This is a genomic window from Hymenobacter saemangeumensis (assembly GCF_039541835.1).
In the GTDB taxonomy this organism is placed as follows: Bacteria; Bacteroidota; Bacteroidia; order Cytophagales; family Hymenobacteraceae; genus Hymenobacter; species Hymenobacter saemangeumensis.
In genome coordinates, this window is sequence record NZ_BAABGZ010000010.1 from 1 (window position 1) to 18,415 (window position 18,415).

An 18,415-nucleotide genomic window follows, 5' to 3' on the forward strand; every position below is an offset into this window, starting at 1 on the left:
CACCAAGCACCAAGCACCAAGCACCAAGCACCAAGCACCAAGCACCAAGCACCAAGCACCAAGCACCAAGCACCAAGCACCAAAAACTACTGCCTGGCTACGCCGCCTTTGCGCTCGTCCATCTCGGCAAAAAGAATGGGCAGCTCCTTGAACAGACGCTCTACTTCCTTGGGGTTGAGACTGTCGTACAGGCCGCGGATGTGGCCCTGGTCGTCGACCAGCGCAAAGGTGCCGTTGTGGGCAAAGCCGCCGGGGGCCGATTTGTCGGGCTCAGCCGCCGTGAAATAGGCGCGGGCCAGCTGAAACACCGTGTCTTTGTCGGTGGTGGCGAAGTGCCAGCGCCGAGGGTCGGTCACGCCCAGGCGCTCGGCGTAGTCGCGCAGCACCGGAATGCTGTCATGAGCCGGGTCGATGGTAAGCGACAGGAAGGCGATGCGCTGGTCGGCTTGGTACTTGTTGTACACCTTCAGCAGCTCGCCCTGCATCTTGGGGCAGATGCCGGGACAGGTGGCAAAAAAGAAGTCGGTGATGTACGCCTGCCCGGCAAAGGTCTGGTTGGTAATAACCTGCCCGGCCTGGTTGGTGAGGCGAAAGGCCGGGGCGGTGGCGTGAATGGTGTCGTTGGGCCCGCCGTTGGGGTCGGCGCGCACGTCGGGCTCGCCCAGGATGGGCAGCCGGGCCGGCTTGTCGGCAGCCGAATCGGTACAGGCCGAGAATAGGGAGGCCGCCAGCAAGGGCAGCAGAATAAAGCGACGAAGCATAGCTTACTTAACCGAAGTGGTGGCAGACTGTTGCTGCAACAACGCATGGACCGAGTCAATAATGCCCTGCTGCTGCTTTTCCACGGCGTCCAGGATTTCCTGCTGCTTTTGAAAGTAAGCCAGGCGCTGGGCTTCGCTCATGGTGCTGTCGGGGGCCCGGTACTGGTGCATCCAGTTCATCATGGCATTGTCGGCGGCCTGCAGTCCGCGGAGGTAGCGCCCGGCATGAGCGGGTCTGGCCTGCTTTACTTTTTCTTTGAGCTCAAATAGCTGACCGGTTTGCACCATCAGCGAGTCGTGGCGGTCCATCACGGCGCGCTCAGCCGCCAGGGCCGGCGACTTCTTCTCGCTTTCAACGGGCGCAGAGCAGGCGGTAAGCAGGGCAAAGGAGCCTGTCAGGAAGGGCAGAAGGGTATTTTTAAACGAAAAACGCATGCTGCAAAGGTACGGCCCCACTGGCAGGGAGCCCAGCCACGTAAAGCAAAAGCTTCGTGTCAGCCAGTTTGAGCGTTTCCATCCTGCCTCACTTTTTTTGTATCATCCAGAAATATGCATACCACACCGAAGCTGTTTGGGAAGTATGAAAACTCATTAATGGCCGTCATGCTCGGCTGGCGTCCGCATGTCGACGCCTCTTGACAGGGGAAATAATCCCTTCGATTGGATTTACTCTCGTGGTAAAGATGCTTCGGCTGCGCTCAGCACGACCTGCTTTTTTCCTTCATCACTTCATCACCCCATCACCTCCTCACTTCATCACCTCATCCATATGAACACTCGCCAACTGGGCCGCTCCGGCCTTACGGTTTCTGCCCTGGGCCTGGGCTGCATGGGTATGTCGGACTTTTACGGGCAGACCGACGACGCCGAAAGCACCCGCACCCTGCACCGCGCCCTCGACCTGGGCATCACCTTCTTTGATACGGCCGACATGTACGGCCCCTTCAAAAACGAGGAGCTGCTCGGCAAAGCCCTGAAGGGCCAGCGCAACAGCCTTATCCTGGCCACCAAGTTCGGTATTCAGCGCGACCCAGGCGACCCCGGCAAGCGCGGCATCAATGGGCGGCCCGAGTACGTGCGGGCCGCCTGCGAAGCCAGCCTGCGCCGCCTCGGCACCGATTACATCGACCTCTACTACCAGCACCGCGTTGACCCCCGCACGCCCATCGAGGAAACCGTGGGCGCCATGGCCGAGCTGGTGAAGGAAGGCAAGGTGCGCTTCCTGGGCCTGAGCGAAGCTTCGGCGGCCACCCTGCGCCGGGCAGTGGCCGTGCATCCCATCGCCGCGCTGCAAAGCGAGTACTCGCTCTGGACCCGCGACCCCGAAGACGAGGTGCTGCCCACCTGCCGCGAGCTGGGTGTGGGCTTCGTGCCGTATTCCCCGCTGGGCCGCGGCTTTCTCACCGGCCAAATCAAGAGCTTCGACGACCTGGCTCCCGACGACTACCGCCGCTTCACCCCGCGCTTCCAGGGCGAAAACTTCCAGAAAAATCTGGATTTGGTGGCCCGCATCAACGAGCTGGCCCAGCAGAAAAGCTGCACCCCGGGGCAGCTGGCCCTGGCCTGGGTGCTGGCCCAGGGCGACGACGTTGTGCCTATTCCCGGCACCAAGCGCGTGAAGTACCTGGAAGAAAACGTGGCTTCCCTGCAGGTGTCGTTAACGGCAGATGAGCTGGCGCAGCTGGAGGAAATTGCCCCCCAGGGTGCTGCCGCCGGCCAGCGCTACCCCGCCGCCATGATGGCTTCGGTGAACGGGTGATAAGATGAGGGCTTTATAGCCTAATGAGCGGAAAAGACGCGTCATTGCGGGCAGCGAAACGCGGCAACCGAAGTTCCGCGCAGCCAACCGTCCTCTCTTAGCGACTGACCCTTGGATGTGAAAGCCCCAACGCCAGTGGCCGGCGCTGGGGCTTTTTTCATGTCTGGCTTTAACGGGTTGCTGGATGTTAGAGGACAGATTGACGAAGCAAACGAGGTTTGCTTTGCGTTGCTCGCAATAACCGCTACCTTCTGCTCACTGCTCACTGCTCACTGCTCACTGCTCACTGCTTTTCATCTCCTTCAGGTGCTCGGCTTTCCAGCGCATGGCGGTCAGCACGCGGGTGCGGCCGCTGGGGTGGTCGAAGAACAGGATTTCCTCCCAGGGGCCGGGGTTTATTTTGCGGTATTCCGAGAGCTTCATCGCCGTCTTGGCGAAGCCATCGGGCTGGCGGGCGGCGTTGAGGCCAAAAACGTCGGCCTCCTGCTCGTTGGTGCGAATGATGGTGTTGAACAGCGGCGTGCCCAGGAAGGTGAACAGGGCGAACAGGGCCAGGGCCAGCGGCAGGCCGCCCACGTCGCCAATGCCCGCCACGTCCCAGCGCGCTCCGTAGCGAACCAGGAGTCGGTGAAAGGCCCAGTCGACAAACCAGAAGCCCAGCCCGACGATGATGGCGAAGAAAATCAGCATCTTGGGAATGTGGTTGAGCACATAGTGGCCCAGCTCGTGGCCCATTACGGCCTGCACTTCGGCGGGCGTGCTGCGGTTGAGCAGGTTGTCGTTGAGCGATACGCGGATGGTGCTGCCCAGCCCGCTCACGTTGGCGCTGATGCGCTTGCTTTGCCGGGAGGCGTCCACCAGGTACACGTTGTCGGCCGGCACCCCATTGGCGCGGGCCATGCTCAGAATGGCCTCGCGCACCGGCCCGGCGGGCAGGGGCGTGTATTTGTTGAACAAGGGACGGATAAACACCGGGCTGACGAAGACGCTCAGGGTGAGGAAGAACATCACGATGACCGTGCCCCACTGCCACCAGCGCCGCCCGGTGCGCCGCACCATCAGGTAAAGCACCAGGATAAGCAGGCTGCCGAATACTACCGACAAGGCCTCGCTCTTAAGCACGTAGAGCAGCCACTCGCCAAACGACTGATTCGATAAATCATACTGATGCTCGCGGATAAAGTCGGTGTATACCTGCAGCGGGAAGCTTAGCAGGCCGGCCAGCAGGAAGTACAGGGCCGCGTAGGCCAGGGTGCGCAGGGCCTGGCCGGGCAGGCGCGCCGTCAGGGCCTTCATGCGCCGCGAAAGCCCACCCACCAGAAACACGGCCGCGATGCCCAGCGCATACAGAATGCGCCAGAGCTGCAGCCAGTAGCCGCCCTCGAAATAGGCATCCGACTTGGCTTTCTGGGCCGGCGTAAGTGAGTTGAGGTAAGCCTGGGTGGCGGCTTCCACGTCGAACGTGGAGCCGGCCGCTTGGGAGGCCAGCGAATCAGCAGGCAGCTCCTGCGCGGCCACGCCGGCCACCGAGAAAACCAGGGTAAAGAGGAACAGCAGCAGCAGCTTCAGGCGGAACGACATGGGGAGTAAGCAGAAAAATGAATAGCACAATGGCCGGATAAGGGCCGCAAGCTACACGTTACGCTCTCCCCGCGTGCAGAAAAGGCCGGGCCTGTGGGGACGTGGTAGCAGTCCCGCCCGGCATGCTGCTTACGCTGGCCGGTGGCGCAGCACCCGGCAGCTGGCCTTCGCCTGCGCCACCTTGGCCCAAATCTCGGCCAGCCCCAGGTTGTGCACGCTGCCCAGGTGGGTGGTGTGGAACGCGCGATGGGGCTGGTAGCTGCCGTTTTCCACAGCCTTGCCCACCTGCACGTAGGCTTCGCGGAAAGGCACCCCGGCCTGAATCAGCTGGTTGATGTTTTCGACGGAGAAGATGGGGTCGTACTTGGCTTGATTGAGCAGGTCGGGCTTGATTTTCAGCTGGGGCAGGGCGAAGAGCAGGATGTCGAGAATGTCGAGAAACTGCGTCATGGGCTCGAACAGCAGCTCCTTGAGAATCTGGAAGTCGCGGTGGTAGCCGCTGGGCAGGTTGTTGGTGGCCAGCATCAGGGTAGTGGGCAGGCCCTGCAGGGCGTTGCAGCGGGCCCGCACCAGCTCAAACACGTCGGGATTTTTCTTGTGCGGCATGATGCTGGAGCCCGTGGTGAAGGCCGCCGGCAGCTCCACGAAGGCCAGGTCCTGGCTGTTGTAGAGCACCAGGTCGTAGGCCATTTTCGAGAGCGTGGCCGCGCAGCCGGCCAGGGCAAAGGCCAGGGTTTTCTCGGTTTTGCCGCGCAGCATCTGCGCCCCCACCGAGCTGACTGCCAACTGAGAGAAGTGCAGCTCCTGCGTGGTCATCTGCCGGTCGATGGGAAAGCTGCTGCCGAAGCCGGCCCCCGAGCCCAGGGGGTTCTGGTCGGCCACGGTGTGGGCGGCCTCCAGCAGGGCCAGGTCCAGCAGCAGGTGCTCGGCGTAGGCCGAAAACCACAGGCCAAAGGAGCTGGGCATGGCGGCCTGAAAGTGGGTGTAGCCCGGCATCAGGTCGGTTTTGTGCGCTTCGGCTTTTGCCAACAGCACTTCCGCCAGGGCCACGATGCGGCCGGCTGCCCGCTCGCAGTAGTCTTTCAGGAACAGCTGAATGGCCGTTAGCACCTGGTCGTTGCGGGAGCGGGCGGTGTGGATTTTCTTGCCGGCATCGCCAAACCTGTCGGTCAGGTAAAATTCAATTTTGGAGTGCACGTCCTCAAAGCTCTCCTCAATGGTGAAAGTACCGGCTTCAATCTGGGCTTCCAGCTCGTTCAGGCCTTGCACCAGCTGCTCTTTTTCGGCCTCCGAGAGCAGCCCCACCGTTGCCAGCATGCGGGCCTGGGCCCGCGAGGATTGCACGTCGAACAAAGCCAGGTACAGGTCCAGCTCCCGGTCGCGGCCCACGGTGAAGTCCTCAATTTTCTTATCAACGGCAATGCCCTTTTCCCAGATTTTCATTCGGTAATGCTGACTAAATAATGTTGAGCGTCATGCTGTTTACTGCAGCGGGCAGGATGCTTAGTCTATGCCCAGCATGATGAGCTAACGACCTAAAAAGAAAAGCCGTCCAGCAGCTCGATGTACCCGCGTATGCCCTCCCTCACTTCGCGAAGGTAGATGTATTCGTCGGGGGTGTGGGAGCGGGCCGAGTCGCCGGGCCCCATTTTCACCGTGTCGAAGGGCATCAGCGCCTGGTCCGACAGCGTGGCGGAGCCGAAGGCTTTGCGGCCCAGGCTTAAGGCACGCTGCACCAGCGGGTGCTCCGGCGCGATGCGCGAGGAATTAAGCCGCAGCGAGCGGGGCGTGACGGTGGCGCGCAGGTTAGTTTGTAGGAATTCTACAATTTCGGCGTTGTGGTACAGCTCGTTGCTGCGCACGTCTACCACGTAGTGGCAGCGGTCGGGCACCACGTTGTGCTGCTGCCCGGCCTCTATCTGGGTTACGCTCAGCTTCACCGGCCCGAGCAGCGCCGACACCTGCGGGAATTTGTAGTGGCGCAGCCACATAATGTCCTCTACGGCTTTGTAGAGCGCGTTTTCGCCCTCGTCGCGGGCGGCGTGCCCGGTGCGGCCCTGCGCTACGCAGTCGAGCACCACCAATCCTTTCTCGGCAATGGCCAGGTCCATCTGCGTGGGCTCGCCCACAATGCCCAGGTCTATTGGGCCCAGCTCCGGCAGCAGGCTGGCAATGCCGTTGGCCCCGGAAATTTCCTCTTCGGCGGTAATGGCGCAGATGAGGTTGAACGGCAAAGGCTGGCGCCGCAGGTAGAGAAACGTCGCCAAAAGGCTCACGGCTGAAGCCCCGGCGTCGTTGCTGCCCAGGCCGGAAAGCCGGTCGCCATCCAGCGTGGCGCCAAATGGGTCCCGGGTCCAGCCCGCGCCGGGCTTCACCGTGTCGTGGTGGGAGTTAAGCAACAGGGTAGGGCGGGCGGCATCGTAGCCGGGGGCCAGGGCCCACACGTTGTGCAGCCGGCGCTGGGGGCGGGCGCCCTGAGCCGTCAGGAAGTTATAAATCAGCTCCGCCGTGCCGCCTTCTTCCCGCGAAAAGGAGGGAGTGCGAATCAGGGCCTGCAGCAATTCAATGGCCGTGTCGGTCAGCTGCTCAATTAGCTCGGGCATAGCACAGTCTTGGTGGTCTCATTGATATTCAGGGCGTTTTCGATGACCACCTGCTCCACGCCTGCCGCCAGGGCCGCAAAGGCGTTGTCGAGCTTGGGCAGCATGCCGGCGGCAATGGCGCCGCTGGCTTTTAGCTCCTGGTACTGCCCGGGCGTAAGGCGGGGCAGCACCGAGGCCGGGTCGTTTACATCGAGCAGCACGCCGTCTTTTTCGAAGCAGTAGTGCAGGGCCACGCGATAGTGCGGGGCCAGGGCCCGGGCCAGGGTGCTGGCAATGGTGTCGGCGTTGGTGTTCAGCAGCTGCCCCTGCCCGTCGTGGGTGATGGCGCAGCACACCGGCAGCAGGCCCGCGCCCAGCAGCTGCCGCAGCAGGCCGGTGTTGATGCCGGCCTCGGTGAGGTCGCCCACAAAGCCATAGTCGACTTCCGTTACCGGGCGTTTCTGCGCCCGAATCAGGTTGCCGTCGGCCCCGGAAAGGCCCAGGGCGTTGACGCCTTCCCGCTGCAGGCCGGCCACAATCTGCTTGTTGGTTTTGCCGGCGTAAAACATGGTCACGATGTCGAGTGTGGCGGCATCGGTGATGCGGCGGCCGTCGACCAGCTGCGGGGCAATACCCAGGGCACGCAGCATGTCACTGGCGCCTTTGCCGCCGCCGTGCACCAGAACTTTCGGCCCCGGCACCCGGGACAGCTCCCGCAAAAAGACCCGCAGCTGGGCCGGCTCGTCGATGATGCCACCGCCAATCTTAAAAATTTTCAGGGCGTCGTTCATTCAATTCAAAAAAATAACATGCTGAATCCGGGTTTTGTAAAGCATTGTTTTGTAATGATATAATGGCTTGGAGAAAGGGCTGCCCAAAACATCCCGCTAATAAAAGTGCTGTTTGGGGGACAAAGTTTCTGAAAAACCGTTCTAGTTTTGCAACGATTTCCGACCCTTTTACGGTTTAGGGGCGCAATCAATTACCACGCTTACCGCCCTCCGGTAACTGCCATGACTCATCTCTCACCTATTGCCCTTTTGCGACGACCGGTATCGGTGCTGCGAATTATGCCAGCTTAATAGCTGGCTTGCAATATTTCGCCTGCGCTTTTAATCTGATAAAGCCGGCGAGTCCCGCCCAGGAGCGGGAACAGTGAAGAGAAGTTCAACCCCAAAGCAGACTGACACGCGTGTAGGCCGTAGTGCATCCATCCAAGGCGAGATAAATTAAGCTTTACGCCTTGCGCGGCCCAGGTGGGCCGCATCCGGACAACAGCTTTTTCGTGGGTTTTTCGTGGGCTGGCATTGCGCCGGCCGCGGGAGCCCGCACACCTACCTGGCTGTTTCCGACTGCTTTGCATTAGTCGTCCAGCTTCCGTGGCCTGCCGGCCCGGCATCCCCCCTCTACTCCCATGATTTTACGAGTTGCCAATGCCGCCGATGTGCGGTACGTGGATTTGCTGTGCCAATGGTACGAGGAATCGGCCCGGCAGCGCGGCGTGGGCATCGCCAAGCGCGACCCTAACTACCTGGCCAAGAAGATGGCCAAAGGCGACGCCATCATGGCCTTCGTCGGCAAGGAGCTGGCAGGCTTCTGCTACATCGAAACCTTCGAAGACGCCAAGTTCGTGGTCAACTCCGGCCTGATTGTGAACACCAGCCTACGGCAGGTGGGGCTGGGCCGGGCCATCAAGCACCGCGTGTTTGAGCTTTCACGCACCAAGTACCCGCAGGCTAAAATCTTCGGCATCACCACCAGCGGGCCAGTGATGAAAATCAACTCTGAGCTGGGCTACCGCCCCGTCACCTTCACGGAGCTGACCCAGAGCGACGACTTCTGGAAAGGCTGCATGGGCTGTAAGAACTACCCCATCCTGCAGGAAAACCAGCGCAAGATGTGCCTGTGCACCGGCATGGTGTACGACAAGCTTGATGATGGATTCAGCCAGCCGGTTCAGGAGACGATTGAGGTTTTAATGCCTCATTAATAGCTTGTTATTGCTGGGCGGAGTCGAAGCATCTCTGCCACGAGAGTAAACCTAATCAAATGGATTACTGCTGCGGGCAAGATGCTTCGACAAGCGGACGCCAGATGAGCATGACGTTCTACTTGATGACGTTCAACTAATACCTAAGACCTAAGCCCTAAAAAATGAAAAAGGTAGTTTTAGCCTACAGCGGCGGCCTCGACACCTCCTACTGCGTGGTGTACCTCACCCGCGAGCTGGGCCTGGAAGTGCACACGGTCATCGTGAACTCGGGCGGCTTTTCTGCGGAGGAGCTGGCCGCCATCGAAAAGCGCGCCTACGAGCTGGGCTCCAGCAAGCACGAGGTAATTGACGTAACCCAGCGCTTCTACCAGGACTGCCTGCGCTACCTGATTTTCGGCAACATCCTCAAAAACGATACTTACCCGCTGAGTGTGAGTGCCGAGCGTATGTTCCAGAGCCTGGCCCTGGCCGAGTATGCCCGCGAGCATAAGGCCGACTACATCGCCCACGGCAGCACCGGCGCCGGCAACGACCAGGTGCGCTTCGACGTGGCCTTCTCGGTGATTGCGCCCCATACGGAAATCATTACGCCTATCCGCGACCAGAAGCTGAGCCGCCAAGCGGAAATCGACTTCCTGAACCAGCACGGCTTCGAGATGAGCTGGGAGAAGGCCAAGTATTCGGTTAACAAGGGCATCTGGGGCACCAGCGTGGGCGGCGTCGAAACGCTGACCTCGCACCAGGCCCTGCCGGAGTCGGCCTACCCGACGCCGCTCAGTACAACCGAGCCGGTAAGCATCGAAGTCACCTTTGCGCAGGGCGAGCCCGTGGCGCTGAACGGCGAAGCCCTGCCCCCGGTGCAGCTGATTCAGGCCCTCAACGAGCTGGCCGGGCGGTACGCCATCGGCCGCGACACCCACGTGGGCGACACCATTCTGGGCATCAAGGGCCGGGTGGGGTTTGAAGCGCCCGCTCCGCTGATTCTTCTGAAGGCCCACCACCTGCTGGAAAAGCACACCTCGAGCCGCTGGCAGCTGCTGCACAAAGACTATATCGCCAACTGGTACGGCACGCTGCTGCACGAGGCCCAGTACCTCGACCCGGTGATGCGCGACATGGAAGCCTTCCTGGCTTCGTCGCAGGCCCGGGTATCGGGCACGGTGTTCATCACCCTGAAGCCCTATCGGTTCGAGCTGCTGGGCGTGGACTCGCCGTACGACATGATGCGCTCCAAGGTGGCCACCTATGGCGAAGAGAACGACGCCTGGGACGGCCGCGACGCCAAGGGCTTTATCAAGATTTTCAGCAACCAGCTGCGCATTCATGCATCCCTGAGCCCCTCCCCAGCCCTCCCCGATGGGGAGGGAGCCTAGTTAGCACTCTCTTGTATGAGCATTCAAAATGAATTAACTAGGTCCGCTTCCCAGCGGGGTAATGCACCTCAAGCATTTGCGGCTAGGGGAGGGATTAAGGTCGGCATTGTAGGCGGGGCTGGCTACACAGCGGGCGAGCTGCTGCGCATTCTGCTCCGGCATCCCAACGTGGAAGTGGGGGCGGTGGTAAGCAGCTCCAGCGCGGGCCAGGCGGTGAGCAGCGTGCACGACGATTTGCTGGGCGACACGGAGCTGCAGTTTTCATCTGAGCTGGCCGGCGACGAAGCGGTGGTGTTTCTCTGCCTGGGCCACGGCAACTCCCGGGCTTTTCTGGAGAAAGCCGCGCTGCCGGCCAGCTGCAAGGTCATCGACCTGAGCAACGACTTCCGGCTGGGGGCCGACCGGGACCTGGCCGGCCGCGAGTTTGTGTACGGCCTGCCGGAGCTGAACAAAGCCCGCATACAGCAGGCGCAAAGCATTGCCAACCCCGGCTGCTTTGCCACGGCCATTGAGCTGGCGCTGCTGCCGCTGGCCAGCGCGGGCAAGCTCAGCGACGACGTGCACGTGTCGGCTATCACCGGCTCCACCGGGGCCGGACAGGCTTTGTCCGACACCACCCACTTTTCCTGGCGCGCCAACAACGTGTCGGTTTACAAGCCCTTCCAGCACCAGCACCTGGGCGAGATAGGGGAGAGCCTGCTGCAGCTGCAGCCCGGCTTTGCCCACGACATTCACTTTCTGCCCTACCGGGGCAGCTTCACCCGCGGCATCTTCGCCAGCGTATACCTGCCCTCGGAGCTAAGCCAGGACCAGGCTCAACAGCTGTTTCAGGACTTTTACGCCGACGCGCCCTTCACCCACGTATCGGACCAGGAAATACACCTTAAGCAAGTAGTGAACACCAACAAGTGCCTGCTGCAGGTGCAGAAAATCGGCCGGCAGCTGCTCGTCACCTCGGTACTCGACAACCTGGTGAAGGGCGCCTCGGGCCAGGCCGTGCAGAACATGAACCTGCTGTTTAACCTGCCCGAAACCACCGGCCTTCACCTTAAATCCGTGCTGTTCTGAGCTATACCAGCACCACGCTAAGTTCTAAGCTCTAACATCTAACCTCTATTCAACATGGAGCTGTTCAACGTTTATCCGCTCAACGACATCACGCCGGTGAAGGCGCTGGGTGCCAAAATCTGGGACGAGAATGGCCAGGAGTACCTGGACTTCTACGGCGGGCACGCCGTCATTTCCATCGGCCACAGCCACCCGCATTATGTGCAGCGCCTCACCACGCAGCTCCATAACATCGGCTTCTACTCCAACTCGGTGCAGATTCCCATTCAGCAGGAGCTGGCCCATAAGCTGGGCGAGGCTTCGGGCTACCCCGATTACTCCCTGTTTCTGTGCAACTCCGGCGCGGAGGCTAATGAGAATGCCCTGAAGCTGGCCTCGTTCCACACCGGCAAAAGCCGCGTTATTGCCTTCAAAGGCGCGTTTCACGGCCGCACCTCCGGCGCGGTAGCGGCCACTGATAACCCCAAAATCGTGGCGCCTTTCAACGCGGCCCACGCGGTGTGCTTTGTCGAGTACGACCTGCGGGCGGTGGAGCGCATGCTGCACGGCGACGACGTGTGCGCGGTCATCATTGAGCCTATTCAGGGTGTGGGCGGCATCATCATGCCCCCGGATGAGTTTCTGCAGGGACTGGCGGCCCTGTGCCGCAAGTACGACGCCCTGCTCATTGCCGACGAGGTGCAGTGCGGCTACGGCCGCAGCGGGCTTTTCTTCGCCCACCAGCACGCCGGCATCCGGCCCGACATCATCTCGGTGGCCAAGGGCATGGGCAACGGCTTCCCCGTTGGTGGCATCCTGATTTCGCCGGAGCTCCAGGCTTCGTACGGCCTGCTGGGCACCACCTTTGGCGGCAACCACCTGGCCTGCGCCGCCGCCCTGGCCGTGCTGGAAGCGATGGAACAGGAAGACCTGCTAACGCAGGCCGAGGAGCTGGGGGCTTACCTGCGCACCGAGCTGGAAGCCCACGCCGGCGCCGAAGAAATTCGCGGCCGGGGCCTGATGCTCGGCATCAAGTACGACTTCCCCATTAAGGAAATGCGCGAGCGGCTGCTGACCGAGCACCACATCTTCGTCGGCAACGCCTCCGACCCCACGGTGCTGCGCCTGCTGCCGCCGCTCAACATCACCCGGGCCGAGGTAGACCAGTTCCTTCAGGCGCTGAGTGACGTAACGCTGAGCTTCCGCTCGGCCAGCGCGCGCAGCGAGTATGCCGAAACGCGCCGCTAGCAGCGGTTATCCGCTACTTCGGTAGCTGCCTAAGCTGGCGCGAATGTAGCGCAGCGTAACCTGCGCCAGTATCTGGCTCTTCTTCTCACGAATGAACAATGAAAAACTTCACCTCCTTCGCCGATGCCGGCGGCTATAAGGTGCTGCTGCAGCAAGCCCTGGAAATCAAGGCCAACCCCTTCGGCTACCAGCACGTCGGCAAAAACAAAACCGTTGGCCTTATCTTCTTCAACCCCAGCCTGCGCACACGCCTGAGCTCCATCAAGGCGGCGTACAACCTGGGCGCACAGGCCTGGGTGCTAAATGCCGGCGCCGACTCCTGGACCCTGGAAATGGCCGACGGCGCGGTGATGAACGGCGGCACGCAGGAGCACATCAAGGAAGCCATTGCCGTGATGAGCGAGTACTGCGATGTGCTGGGCGTGCGCACCTTCCCCACGCTGCAAGACCGGGAGGCTGACTACGGCGAAGTGGTATTCAATAAGATTCTGCAGTACGCTACCGTGCCCGTCATCAGCCTGGAAAGTGCCACGCTGCACCCGCTGCAGTCGTTTGCCGACCTCATTACCGTGGCCGAGCGCAAGCGCACTGAGCGCGTGAAGGTGGTGCTCACCTGGGCACCGCACGTGCGCGCCCTGCCCCAGTGCGTGCCCAACTCATTCGCCGACTGGTTCTCCGAAGTCGACTGGGTGGATTTCGTTATTACCCACCCCGAAGGCTTCGAGCTGGACCCCCGCTTTACCAAGGGCGCCCGCATTGAGTACGACCAGAAAAAGGCCCTGGAAGGAGCCGACTTCGTGCAGGCTAAGAACTGGAGCAGCTACCACCAGTACGGGCAGGTGCTGACCAGCGACCCCGCCTGGATGCTCACTCCCCAGCATATGGCCCTGACCAACAACGCCGGCTTCCTGCACTGCCTGCCCGTGCGCCGCAACGTGGAAGTATCCGACGCCGTGCTCGACTCACCCAACTCCCTGGTTATTCAGGAAGCCGCCAACCGCGTGTTTTCTATGCAAACGGTGCTGCATGAAATTCTGAAATAGTCAGAGCGTGTCATTGCAAGAAAAACGGGCAAATTGTTCTATAGCAGCCATTTGCCTTGAGATGTGACACATAAAAAAAGCCCTGGCGCCGTTACTGGTGCCGGGGCTTTTCACATGAGTAGGCTGGTCGCTGAGAGCAGGACGGATTGCTTAGTAGTGCCTCCTCGCAATGACACGTACCTTTTGCTCATTGCTCATTGCTCATTGCTCATTGCTCATTGCTCAAGAAGGCAGCAGGTCAATCCAGCCATCTTCGCTCACAACAATGGCCAGTACGGGGTATGTGCTGCTGTTGACGTAGCGCAGGGCCGAGTTGTAGCGCGAGCCGCGGGAGGAGTCGCCTTTTTCGGTGGCCAGGCCGTCGAGGATGGCGCCGATGGCGTGGCACATGCCGTTGGGCTCGATGAGTACGGCCCCGTCGATGTTGGTAACCAGGCGTAGCACCGAGGGCGTCATGATGCGGGGCACCACGCGGAAGCCCTGCCGGCTCAGGCGTTGGGCCTCCTGGGCCGCGCCGGTGGTGATGACCAGGATGGTGCCCGTGGGCTGGGTGGTGGCCGAGTGGGCCAAATCCCAGAGGTAGTCGATGCTGTCGGGGTTGAGGGAGGGAAATACCTGGCTGGCCACTCGGGCGAAGTTGTCGGCCGCTACCCGCCCCTGGGGCAGGCGGGGTGTGTTGCTCACCACGCGCATCAGCACGTTGTGGGCGTGGCTTACCTCCCAGCTGTAGTGGTTGGTGAAGTGCACCGTTACGAGGTGCTCGAACTGAGCATCCGACTCGGGCACGAGCTGGCCCAGGCCGAAGACGTGGGAGGAGTCTGAAATCAGCGCCGTGTGGCCTTCGCTCAGCTCCAGCAGCTTGCGAATGGAGCGGTGGTCGCGCATGGTGACGGGGGCTTCCAGGGTAAGTACCGGCATGATGGCCGGGTGCAGGCGCCGGCTCACCAGCAGGGTGCCGATGCCTTCGTCGCCCTCATGCCGCAGGGCCGCCACGCCGTTGCAGGCGTCGTAGAGGCCGTGGGTGGTGCCCGGCGACACGCCCAGCATAAGCCGTCGCCCGGCCGAGCGCAGCAGCTCGTTGTAGTCGCGGTCGAGCATGGGCCGGTCGTTGTCGGCGGTGTCGGCCTCGCGCAGGGCGCGGCTGCAGTCGTGCAGAAACTCCAGCACGGCCGCGTGGGGCAGGTTGCCGGGGCGGGTGCTGCTGGGCTTGGGCAGGGTGTAGTAGCCGTCGTAGCAGTCGGCGGCCAGCTGCAGCACCACCGTCACGAGGTAGCCCTGCAGGCTTACGGGCACGGCACAGAACGAGCGGCGGTTTTCGGCGCGGCTCTCCGACAGCTCGTTGAGCGTGGTTTCGGTAGCGTGGCACACCAGCTCGTACCAGCGCTGCTTTTCGTACCGGTCGTGGTCGTTGGGGTGGAGGTGGTACACCACTTCGCGTGGGCCGGCGTTGGCTTCTGTGCCGGCTGCCCGGTTCTTTACCTCCAGAAAATCCTCCGGGTCATAGCGTACCGACTGGGGCTCAAGCACAACGGCATTGGGCTCGTCGGCTTCTTTGGCAGAAGCCAGCCCCAGCAAAAAAACTTCCGGCCGCAGGTTGCGGTCGAGCAAATTGAATACCCCTTCGGCAAACAGCTGGGCCGAAACTCTAAACAAACTTTGGTGTTCCCACATGGGCAAAAGGACGGCCTGGCCCCTGTGCGGGCCGGACTTCACCCGAACTACGCAAAAAAAGGCCAAACAGTGGCAGTTAGTTAAAAAATGCCGCTGGCTGCTTGTCCAGCCGCTGGGCAATTACGTATCTTCGGAGTGCCTCCCAGCCCGTGCTACCGTCCAGTTTACAACCCTCTTAGCCCCGCCGACTATGCTAATTGACATGATACTGTTTGTGCTGGCGGCTATCTCGTTCATTCCCATCATGACGGGCTATTGCGCGCATTCGCACGGCCGCTCGTTCTGGCTGTGGTTTGCCCTGGGTTGGCTGCTGCCGCTGGCATCGTTCTTCCTGCTTATCGCCCTCGTCGCCCGCGACGAGCTCGACCCCGGCCGGCAGCTCGTGCGGGAAGCCCGCCAGATTCTGCGCGAAGCCGAGAAAAAAGCAGTAAAGAGCGAGTAGTCTTTTGATGTGCTGATTTGGGTGATGTGCTGATGTGCTGATTTAGGGGATGAGGTGATGGAGTGAGGAGGTGATGGTGTGATGAGGTGATGGAGTGATGAAGGTAAAAAGAACGTCATGCTGAGCGGAGGCGAAGCATCTTTACCACGAGAGTAAACCCTTTTTTGGAATTACTGCTGCGGGCAAGATGCTTCGCTGCGCTCAGCATGACGTTCTTTTTACCTCATCACTCCATCACCTCATCACACCATCACCTCATTACCTAAATCACCTCCCTGATTCCCCGCGCGGCCCAGGCGCCGGTGCTGAAGCAGGCTTGCAGCAGGTAGCCGCCGGTGGGGGCTTCCCAGTCCAGCATCTCGCCGGCAATGAAGGTGCCGGGGCGCTTGCGCAGCATCAGGTGCTCGTCGACTTCGCTAAAGGCGATGCCGCCGGCGGTGGAAATGGCTTCGTCGAGGGGGCGCAGGCCGCTTACCGGCAGGGGCAGGGCCGTGAGCAGGTCTGCCAGCTCCTCCGGGCTTAGCCTGCCCAGGTCGGGCACGAGCTCGCGCAGCAGCGTGGGGATGGGCGGGCCCAGGTGCAGGCTGCGCCGCAGCAGATCGGGCAGGGAAGTGCCGGGGCGCCGCTCTTTCAGCCGGGCCAGCAGCTGAGCTGGCTTAAGGTCGGGCTTGAGGTTGAGCAGGAGGGTGGCCGGCTTCTCCTGGCTCAGGGCGGCGCGCAGTGCGGAGGTAAGGGCGTACACGGGGGTGCCCTCCACCCCGTAGGGTGTCAGCATCAGCTCCCCTCGGATGGCGGGGCCAGCAGCAACCCGCAGGGCTATATTTTTGAGGGGGGTGCGGTCTACTTTCTGCTGGAAGAAAGCCGACCAGGCTACTTCCGCGCCGCAGTTGGACGGGGCAAAGGGCATCACCTCCACGCCAGTTTCCTGCAGCCAGGGCACCCAGCTGCCATCGGAGCCGGTTTTGGCCCAGCTGGCGCCGCCCAGGGCCAGCACCGTAGCCTGCGGCCGGATGGAAAACTCCTCGCCGCTGCGCTCATTACGCAGCCGCAGGCCCTGTATGCCGTCGAAGCCCAGCCAGCGGTGGCGCACGTTGATGGCCACGCCGAGCTCACGCAGGCGGCCCAGCCAGGCCCGCAGCAGGTCGGCGGGCTTGTGCTGGGGCTGGGGGAAGATGCGGCCGCTGCTGCCCACGAAGGTCGCAATGCCCAGGTCGGCGGCCCAGGTTCTCAAGTCAGCAGGGGAGAAGTGCGTCAGCAGCGGGGCCAGGCGGGCCTGCTGCGGGCCGTAGCGGCTGGCAAAGCCGATGGCATCTTCCGCATTGCTGAGGTTGAAGCCCCCGTGCCCGGCTACCAGGAACTTACGGCCCACGGTAGCCTGCGCTTCAAATACCAGCACGCGGTGCCCGGCTTCAGCTAGGCGCTGAGCGGCCATCAGGCCAGCCGGGCCGCCGCCTACAACGGCCACAAAGGGAAAATCGGGAATCGAAGTTTCAGCCACTAGCTTTGCCAACAAAAAGCCTAAAATAAAGCCATTTGGGCAGCCGGAGCTAACCCGGCCCGCCCAGGGGCCGTTAGGCAGAACGCATGGGACCTTATACTATTCTCATTGGCCTGAGCCTGGCCGTGGTGCTGTCGTACTTGTTTGACCTGGCAGCCCGGGCTACAAAAGTGCCTTCGGTGCTGATGTTGCTGCTGGCCGGCATTGCCCTCAATCAAGCCGCGGCTTATTGGAACTTTTCCATTGTCGTGCCCTCGCTGGTGCTGCAGCTGCTGGGCATAGTCGGGCTGATACTCATAGTATTGGAAGGTTCGCTGGACCTGCGGCTTTCGCGCGACAAGCTGCCGCTTATTCAGCGCTCCTTTTTGGCTGCCAGCCTTATTATGGTAGTGCAGGCGGGGGTAATAGCCTGGCTGCTGCACCTGTACCTGGGGGCCAGCTGGCAAAGCTGCCTGGTAAATGCCGTACCACTGGCCGTGGTGAGCAGTGCCGTGGCCATTCCCAGCGTAGCCGGGCTGGGCGGCGACAAGCAGGAGTTCATCATCTACGAAAGCACGTTTTCCGACATCATGGGCATCATGCTGTTCAACTTCGCGGTGCAGGACAATTTTGCCCAGGGGTGGTCGGTCGTGACGTTCGGGCGCGATGTCATAGCCATTGGGGTTGTGGCAGTGCTGAGCACGGCCCTGCTGGTGTTTCTGCTGTCGCGGCTGCGGGGCCACATCAAGTTCTTTCTGCTGTTTGCCTTCCTGATTCTGATTTACAGCCTGGCCAAGAAGCTGCATCTCTCTTCCCTGGTGCTGGTGCTGGTGTTCGGGCTGGCCGTCAACAACGTAGATTTGCTGGTGCGCAGCGCCCGCCTGCGGCGCTGGCTGCACCCCAAGCAGCTGATGGTGGAGCTACACCAGCTGAAAAGCATCACCGCCGAGTCGGCCTTTCTCATTCGCACCTTCTTCTTCCTGTTGTTTGGCTACTCCATCACCCTGGCCCATCTCATCAGCCTCACGCTGCTGCTGCAGGGCCTGCTCATTGTGGCGGTGCTAACGTTTATCCGCTACATCTACCTGCGCTTCGTGGCTAAGTCCGACCTGATTCCGGAGCTCTTTATTGCGCCCAAAGGCCTCATCTCGGTGCTGCTCTTTTACAGTATCCCGCCCAAACTGCTTATTGGCGAGGTCAGCGAAAACATTCTCTTCTTGGTTATTCTCCTCACTGGCATACTCATGATGATAGGCTTGCAGCTCACCCGCCGCCCTCCGGTGCTGGGCGAGTACTAATTTTTTGATGTGCTGGTGTGCTGATGTAGAGATTTTGGTGATGGGGTGAGGAGGTAATGGGGTGATGAAGACAAAAAAACGTCATGCTGAGCTTGTCGAAGCATCTTGCCAGGGGGAGTAGTCCTTTTTGTTTGGGTTTA

The 18,415-nt window shown here is 61.4% G+C and carries 16 protein-coding genes; 8 read left to right on the top strand and 8 right to left on the bottom strand.

Annotated elements, in window-relative coordinates:
• Positions 1-86 precede the first annotated feature (86 nt).
• Positions 87-761 (bottom strand): SCO family protein, encoded by a 675-nt coding sequence (locus ABD919_RS02785; RefSeq protein ID WP_345233575.1) that lies wholly within the window; start codon positions 759-761, stop codon positions 87-89.
• A gap of 3 nt (positions 762-764) precedes the next feature.
• Complete coding sequence (locus ABD919_RS02790) at positions 765-1,196, bottom strand: hypothetical protein (protein WP_345233577.1); 432 nt, start codon at positions 1,194-1,196, stop codon at positions 765-767.
• Between the two features lie 334 nt (positions 1,197-1,530).
• On the opposite strand from ABD919_RS02790, the gene ABD919_RS02795 reads away from it, so the two are divergent.
• Positions 1,531-2,520: an aldo/keto reductase gene (locus ABD919_RS02795; protein ID WP_345233579.1), complete on the top strand. Its 990-nt coding sequence runs from the start codon at positions 1,531-1,533 to the stop codon at positions 2,518-2,520.
• A 276-nt stretch (positions 2,521-2,796) separates the two neighbouring features.
• Here ABD919_RS02795 and ABD919_RS02800 read toward each other — a convergent pair whose 3' ends face one another.
• From ABD919_RS02800 to argB, 4 genes are all read right to left on the bottom strand, one after another.
• Positions 2,797-4,101: a M48 family metallopeptidase gene (locus ABD919_RS02800; protein ID WP_345233581.1), complete on the bottom strand. Its 1,305-nt coding sequence runs from the start codon at positions 4,099-4,101 to the stop codon at positions 2,797-2,799.
• A gap of 129 nt (positions 4,102-4,230) precedes the next feature.
• A complete protein-coding gene (gene argH, locus ABD919_RS02805; RefSeq protein WP_345233583.1) occupies positions 4,231-5,544 on the bottom strand; it encodes an argininosuccinate lyase in 1,314 nt (437 codons plus the stop codon).
• Positions 5,545-5,636: 92 nt separating this feature from the next.
• Complete coding sequence (locus tag ABD919_RS02810) at positions 5,637-6,704, bottom strand: M20 family metallo-hydrolase (protein WP_345233585.1); 1,068 nt, start codon at positions 6,702-6,704, stop codon at positions 5,637-5,639.
• Positions 6,692-7,474, bottom strand: coding sequence for an acetylglutamate kinase (argB, locus tag ABD919_RS02815; protein ID WP_345233587.1), 783 nt, complete (start codon positions 7,472-7,474; stop codon positions 6,692-6,694). The genes ABD919_RS02810 and argB overlap by 13 nt, the downstream gene beginning before the upstream one ends.
• Before the next feature lie 623 nt (positions 7,475-8,097).
• Here argB and ABD919_RS02820 point away from each other — a divergent pair.
• From ABD919_RS02820 to ABD919_RS02840, 5 genes are all read left to right on the top strand, one after another.
• Positions 8,098-8,673 carry a GNAT family N-acetyltransferase gene (locus ABD919_RS02820; RefSeq protein WP_345233589.1) on the top strand — a complete coding sequence of 192 codons (576 nt, stop codon included), beginning with the start codon at positions 8,098-8,100 and terminating at the stop codon, positions 8,671-8,673.
• A 164-nt stretch (positions 8,674-8,837) separates the two neighbouring features.
• Positions 8,838-10,049, top strand: a complete 1,212-nt coding sequence (argG, locus tag ABD919_RS02825; protein WP_345233590.1) for an argininosuccinate synthase — start codon at positions 8,838-8,840, stop codon at positions 10,047-10,049.
• A 15-nt stretch (positions 10,050-10,064) separates the two neighbouring features.
• Positions 10,065-11,117 carry an N-acetyl-gamma-glutamyl-phosphate reductase gene (gene argC / locus ABD919_RS02830; RefSeq protein ID WP_345233592.1) on the top strand — a complete coding sequence of 351 codons (1,053 nt, stop codon included), beginning with the start codon at positions 10,065-10,067 and terminating at the stop codon, positions 11,115-11,117.
• Positions 11,118-11,171: 54 nt separating this feature from the next.
• Positions 11,172-12,344, top strand: a complete 1,173-nt coding sequence (locus ABD919_RS02835; protein ID WP_345233594.1) for an aspartate aminotransferase family protein — start codon at positions 11,172-11,174, stop codon at positions 12,342-12,344.
• Between the two features lie 98 nt (positions 12,345-12,442).
• Positions 12,443-13,387: an N-acetylornithine carbamoyltransferase gene (locus ABD919_RS02840; protein WP_345233596.1), complete on the top strand. Its 945-nt coding sequence runs from the start codon at positions 12,443-12,445 to the stop codon at positions 13,385-13,387.
• 222 nt (positions 13,388-13,609) lie between these two features.
• Here the strand turns inward: ABD919_RS02840 and ABD919_RS02845 are convergent, their stop codons facing one another.
• On the bottom strand, positions 13,610-15,058 hold the full coding sequence (locus ABD919_RS02845) for a diadenylate cyclase (RefSeq protein ID WP_345233597.1): 1,449 nt from the start codon (positions 15,056-15,058) through the stop codon (positions 13,610-13,612).
• Between the two features lie 190 nt (positions 15,059-15,248).
• Between ABD919_RS02845 and ABD919_RS02850 the strand changes: the two genes are divergently transcribed.
• Complete coding sequence (locus ABD919_RS02850) at positions 15,249-15,500, top strand: hypothetical protein (protein WP_345233599.1); 252 nt, start codon at positions 15,249-15,251, stop codon at positions 15,498-15,500.
• Between the two features lie 262 nt (positions 15,501-15,762).
• Here the strand turns inward: ABD919_RS02850 and ABD919_RS02855 are convergent, their stop codons facing one another.
• Positions 15,763-16,998 carry a BaiN/RdsA family NAD(P)/FAD-dependent oxidoreductase gene (locus tag ABD919_RS02855; protein WP_345233601.1) on the bottom strand — a complete coding sequence of 412 codons (1,236 nt, stop codon included), beginning with the start codon at positions 16,996-16,998 and terminating at the stop codon, positions 15,763-15,765.
• Positions 16,999-17,084: 86 nt separating this feature from the next.
• Between ABD919_RS02855 and ABD919_RS02860 the strand changes: the two genes are divergently transcribed.
• Positions 17,085-18,275 carry a cation:proton antiporter domain-containing protein gene (locus ABD919_RS02860; protein ID WP_345233603.1) on the top strand — a complete coding sequence of 397 codons (1,191 nt, stop codon included), beginning with the start codon at positions 17,085-17,087 and terminating at the stop codon, positions 18,273-18,275.
• The last annotated feature ends 140 nt before the right edge of the window (positions 18,276-18,415 follow it).

What these genes read in the sequence shown, in the direction of transcription:
- ABD919_RS02785 (WP_345233575.1), bottom strand. Translation starts at nt 761, where the DNA reads ATGCTTCGTCGCTTTATTCTGCTGCCCTTGCTGGCGGCCTCCCTATTC.
- ABD919_RS02790 (WP_345233577.1), bottom strand. Translation starts at nt 1,196, where the DNA reads ATGCGTTTTTCGTTTAAAAATACCCTTCTGCCCTTCCTGACAGGCTCC.
- ABD919_RS02795 (WP_345233579.1), top strand. Translation starts at nt 1,531, where the DNA reads ATGAACACTCGCCAACTGGGCCGCTCCGGCCTTACGGTTTCTGCCCTG.
- ABD919_RS02800 (WP_345233581.1), bottom strand. Translation starts at nt 4,101, where the DNA reads ATGTCGTTCCGCCTGAAGCTGCTGCTGCTGTTCCTCTTTACCCTGGTT.
- argH (WP_345233583.1), bottom strand. Translation starts at nt 5,544, where the DNA reads ATGAAAATCTGGGAAAAGGGCATTGCCGTTGATAAGAAAATTGAGGAC.
- ABD919_RS02810 (WP_345233585.1), bottom strand. Translation starts at nt 6,704, where the DNA reads ATGCCCGAGCTAATTGAGCAGCTGACCGACACGGCCATTGAATTGCTG.
- argB (WP_345233587.1), bottom strand. Translation starts at nt 7,474, where the DNA reads ATGAACGACGCCCTGAAAATTTTTAAGATTGGCGGTGGCATCATCGAC.
- ABD919_RS02820 (WP_345233589.1), top strand. Translation starts at nt 8,098, where the DNA reads ATGATTTTACGAGTTGCCAATGCCGCCGATGTGCGGTACGTGGATTTG.
- argG (WP_345233590.1), top strand. Translation starts at nt 8,838, where the DNA reads ATGAAAAAGGTAGTTTTAGCCTACAGCGGCGGCCTCGACACCTCCTAC.
- argC (WP_345233592.1), top strand. Translation starts at nt 10,065, where the DNA reads ATGAGCATTCAAAATGAATTAACTAGGTCCGCTTCCCAGCGGGGTAAT.
- ABD919_RS02835 (WP_345233594.1), top strand. Translation starts at nt 11,172, where the DNA reads ATGGAGCTGTTCAACGTTTATCCGCTCAACGACATCACGCCGGTGAAG.
- ABD919_RS02840 (WP_345233596.1), top strand. Translation starts at nt 12,443, where the DNA reads ATGAAAAACTTCACCTCCTTCGCCGATGCCGGCGGCTATAAGGTGCTG.
- ABD919_RS02845 (WP_345233597.1), bottom strand. Translation starts at nt 15,058, where the DNA reads ATGTGGGAACACCAAAGTTTGTTTAGAGTTTCGGCCCAGCTGTTTGCC.
- ABD919_RS02850 (WP_345233599.1), top strand. Translation starts at nt 15,249, where the DNA reads ATGCTAATTGACATGATACTGTTTGTGCTGGCGGCTATCTCGTTCATT.
- ABD919_RS02860 (WP_345233603.1), top strand. Translation starts at nt 17,085, where the DNA reads ATGGGACCTTATACTATTCTCATTGGCCTGAGCCTGGCCGTGGTGCTG.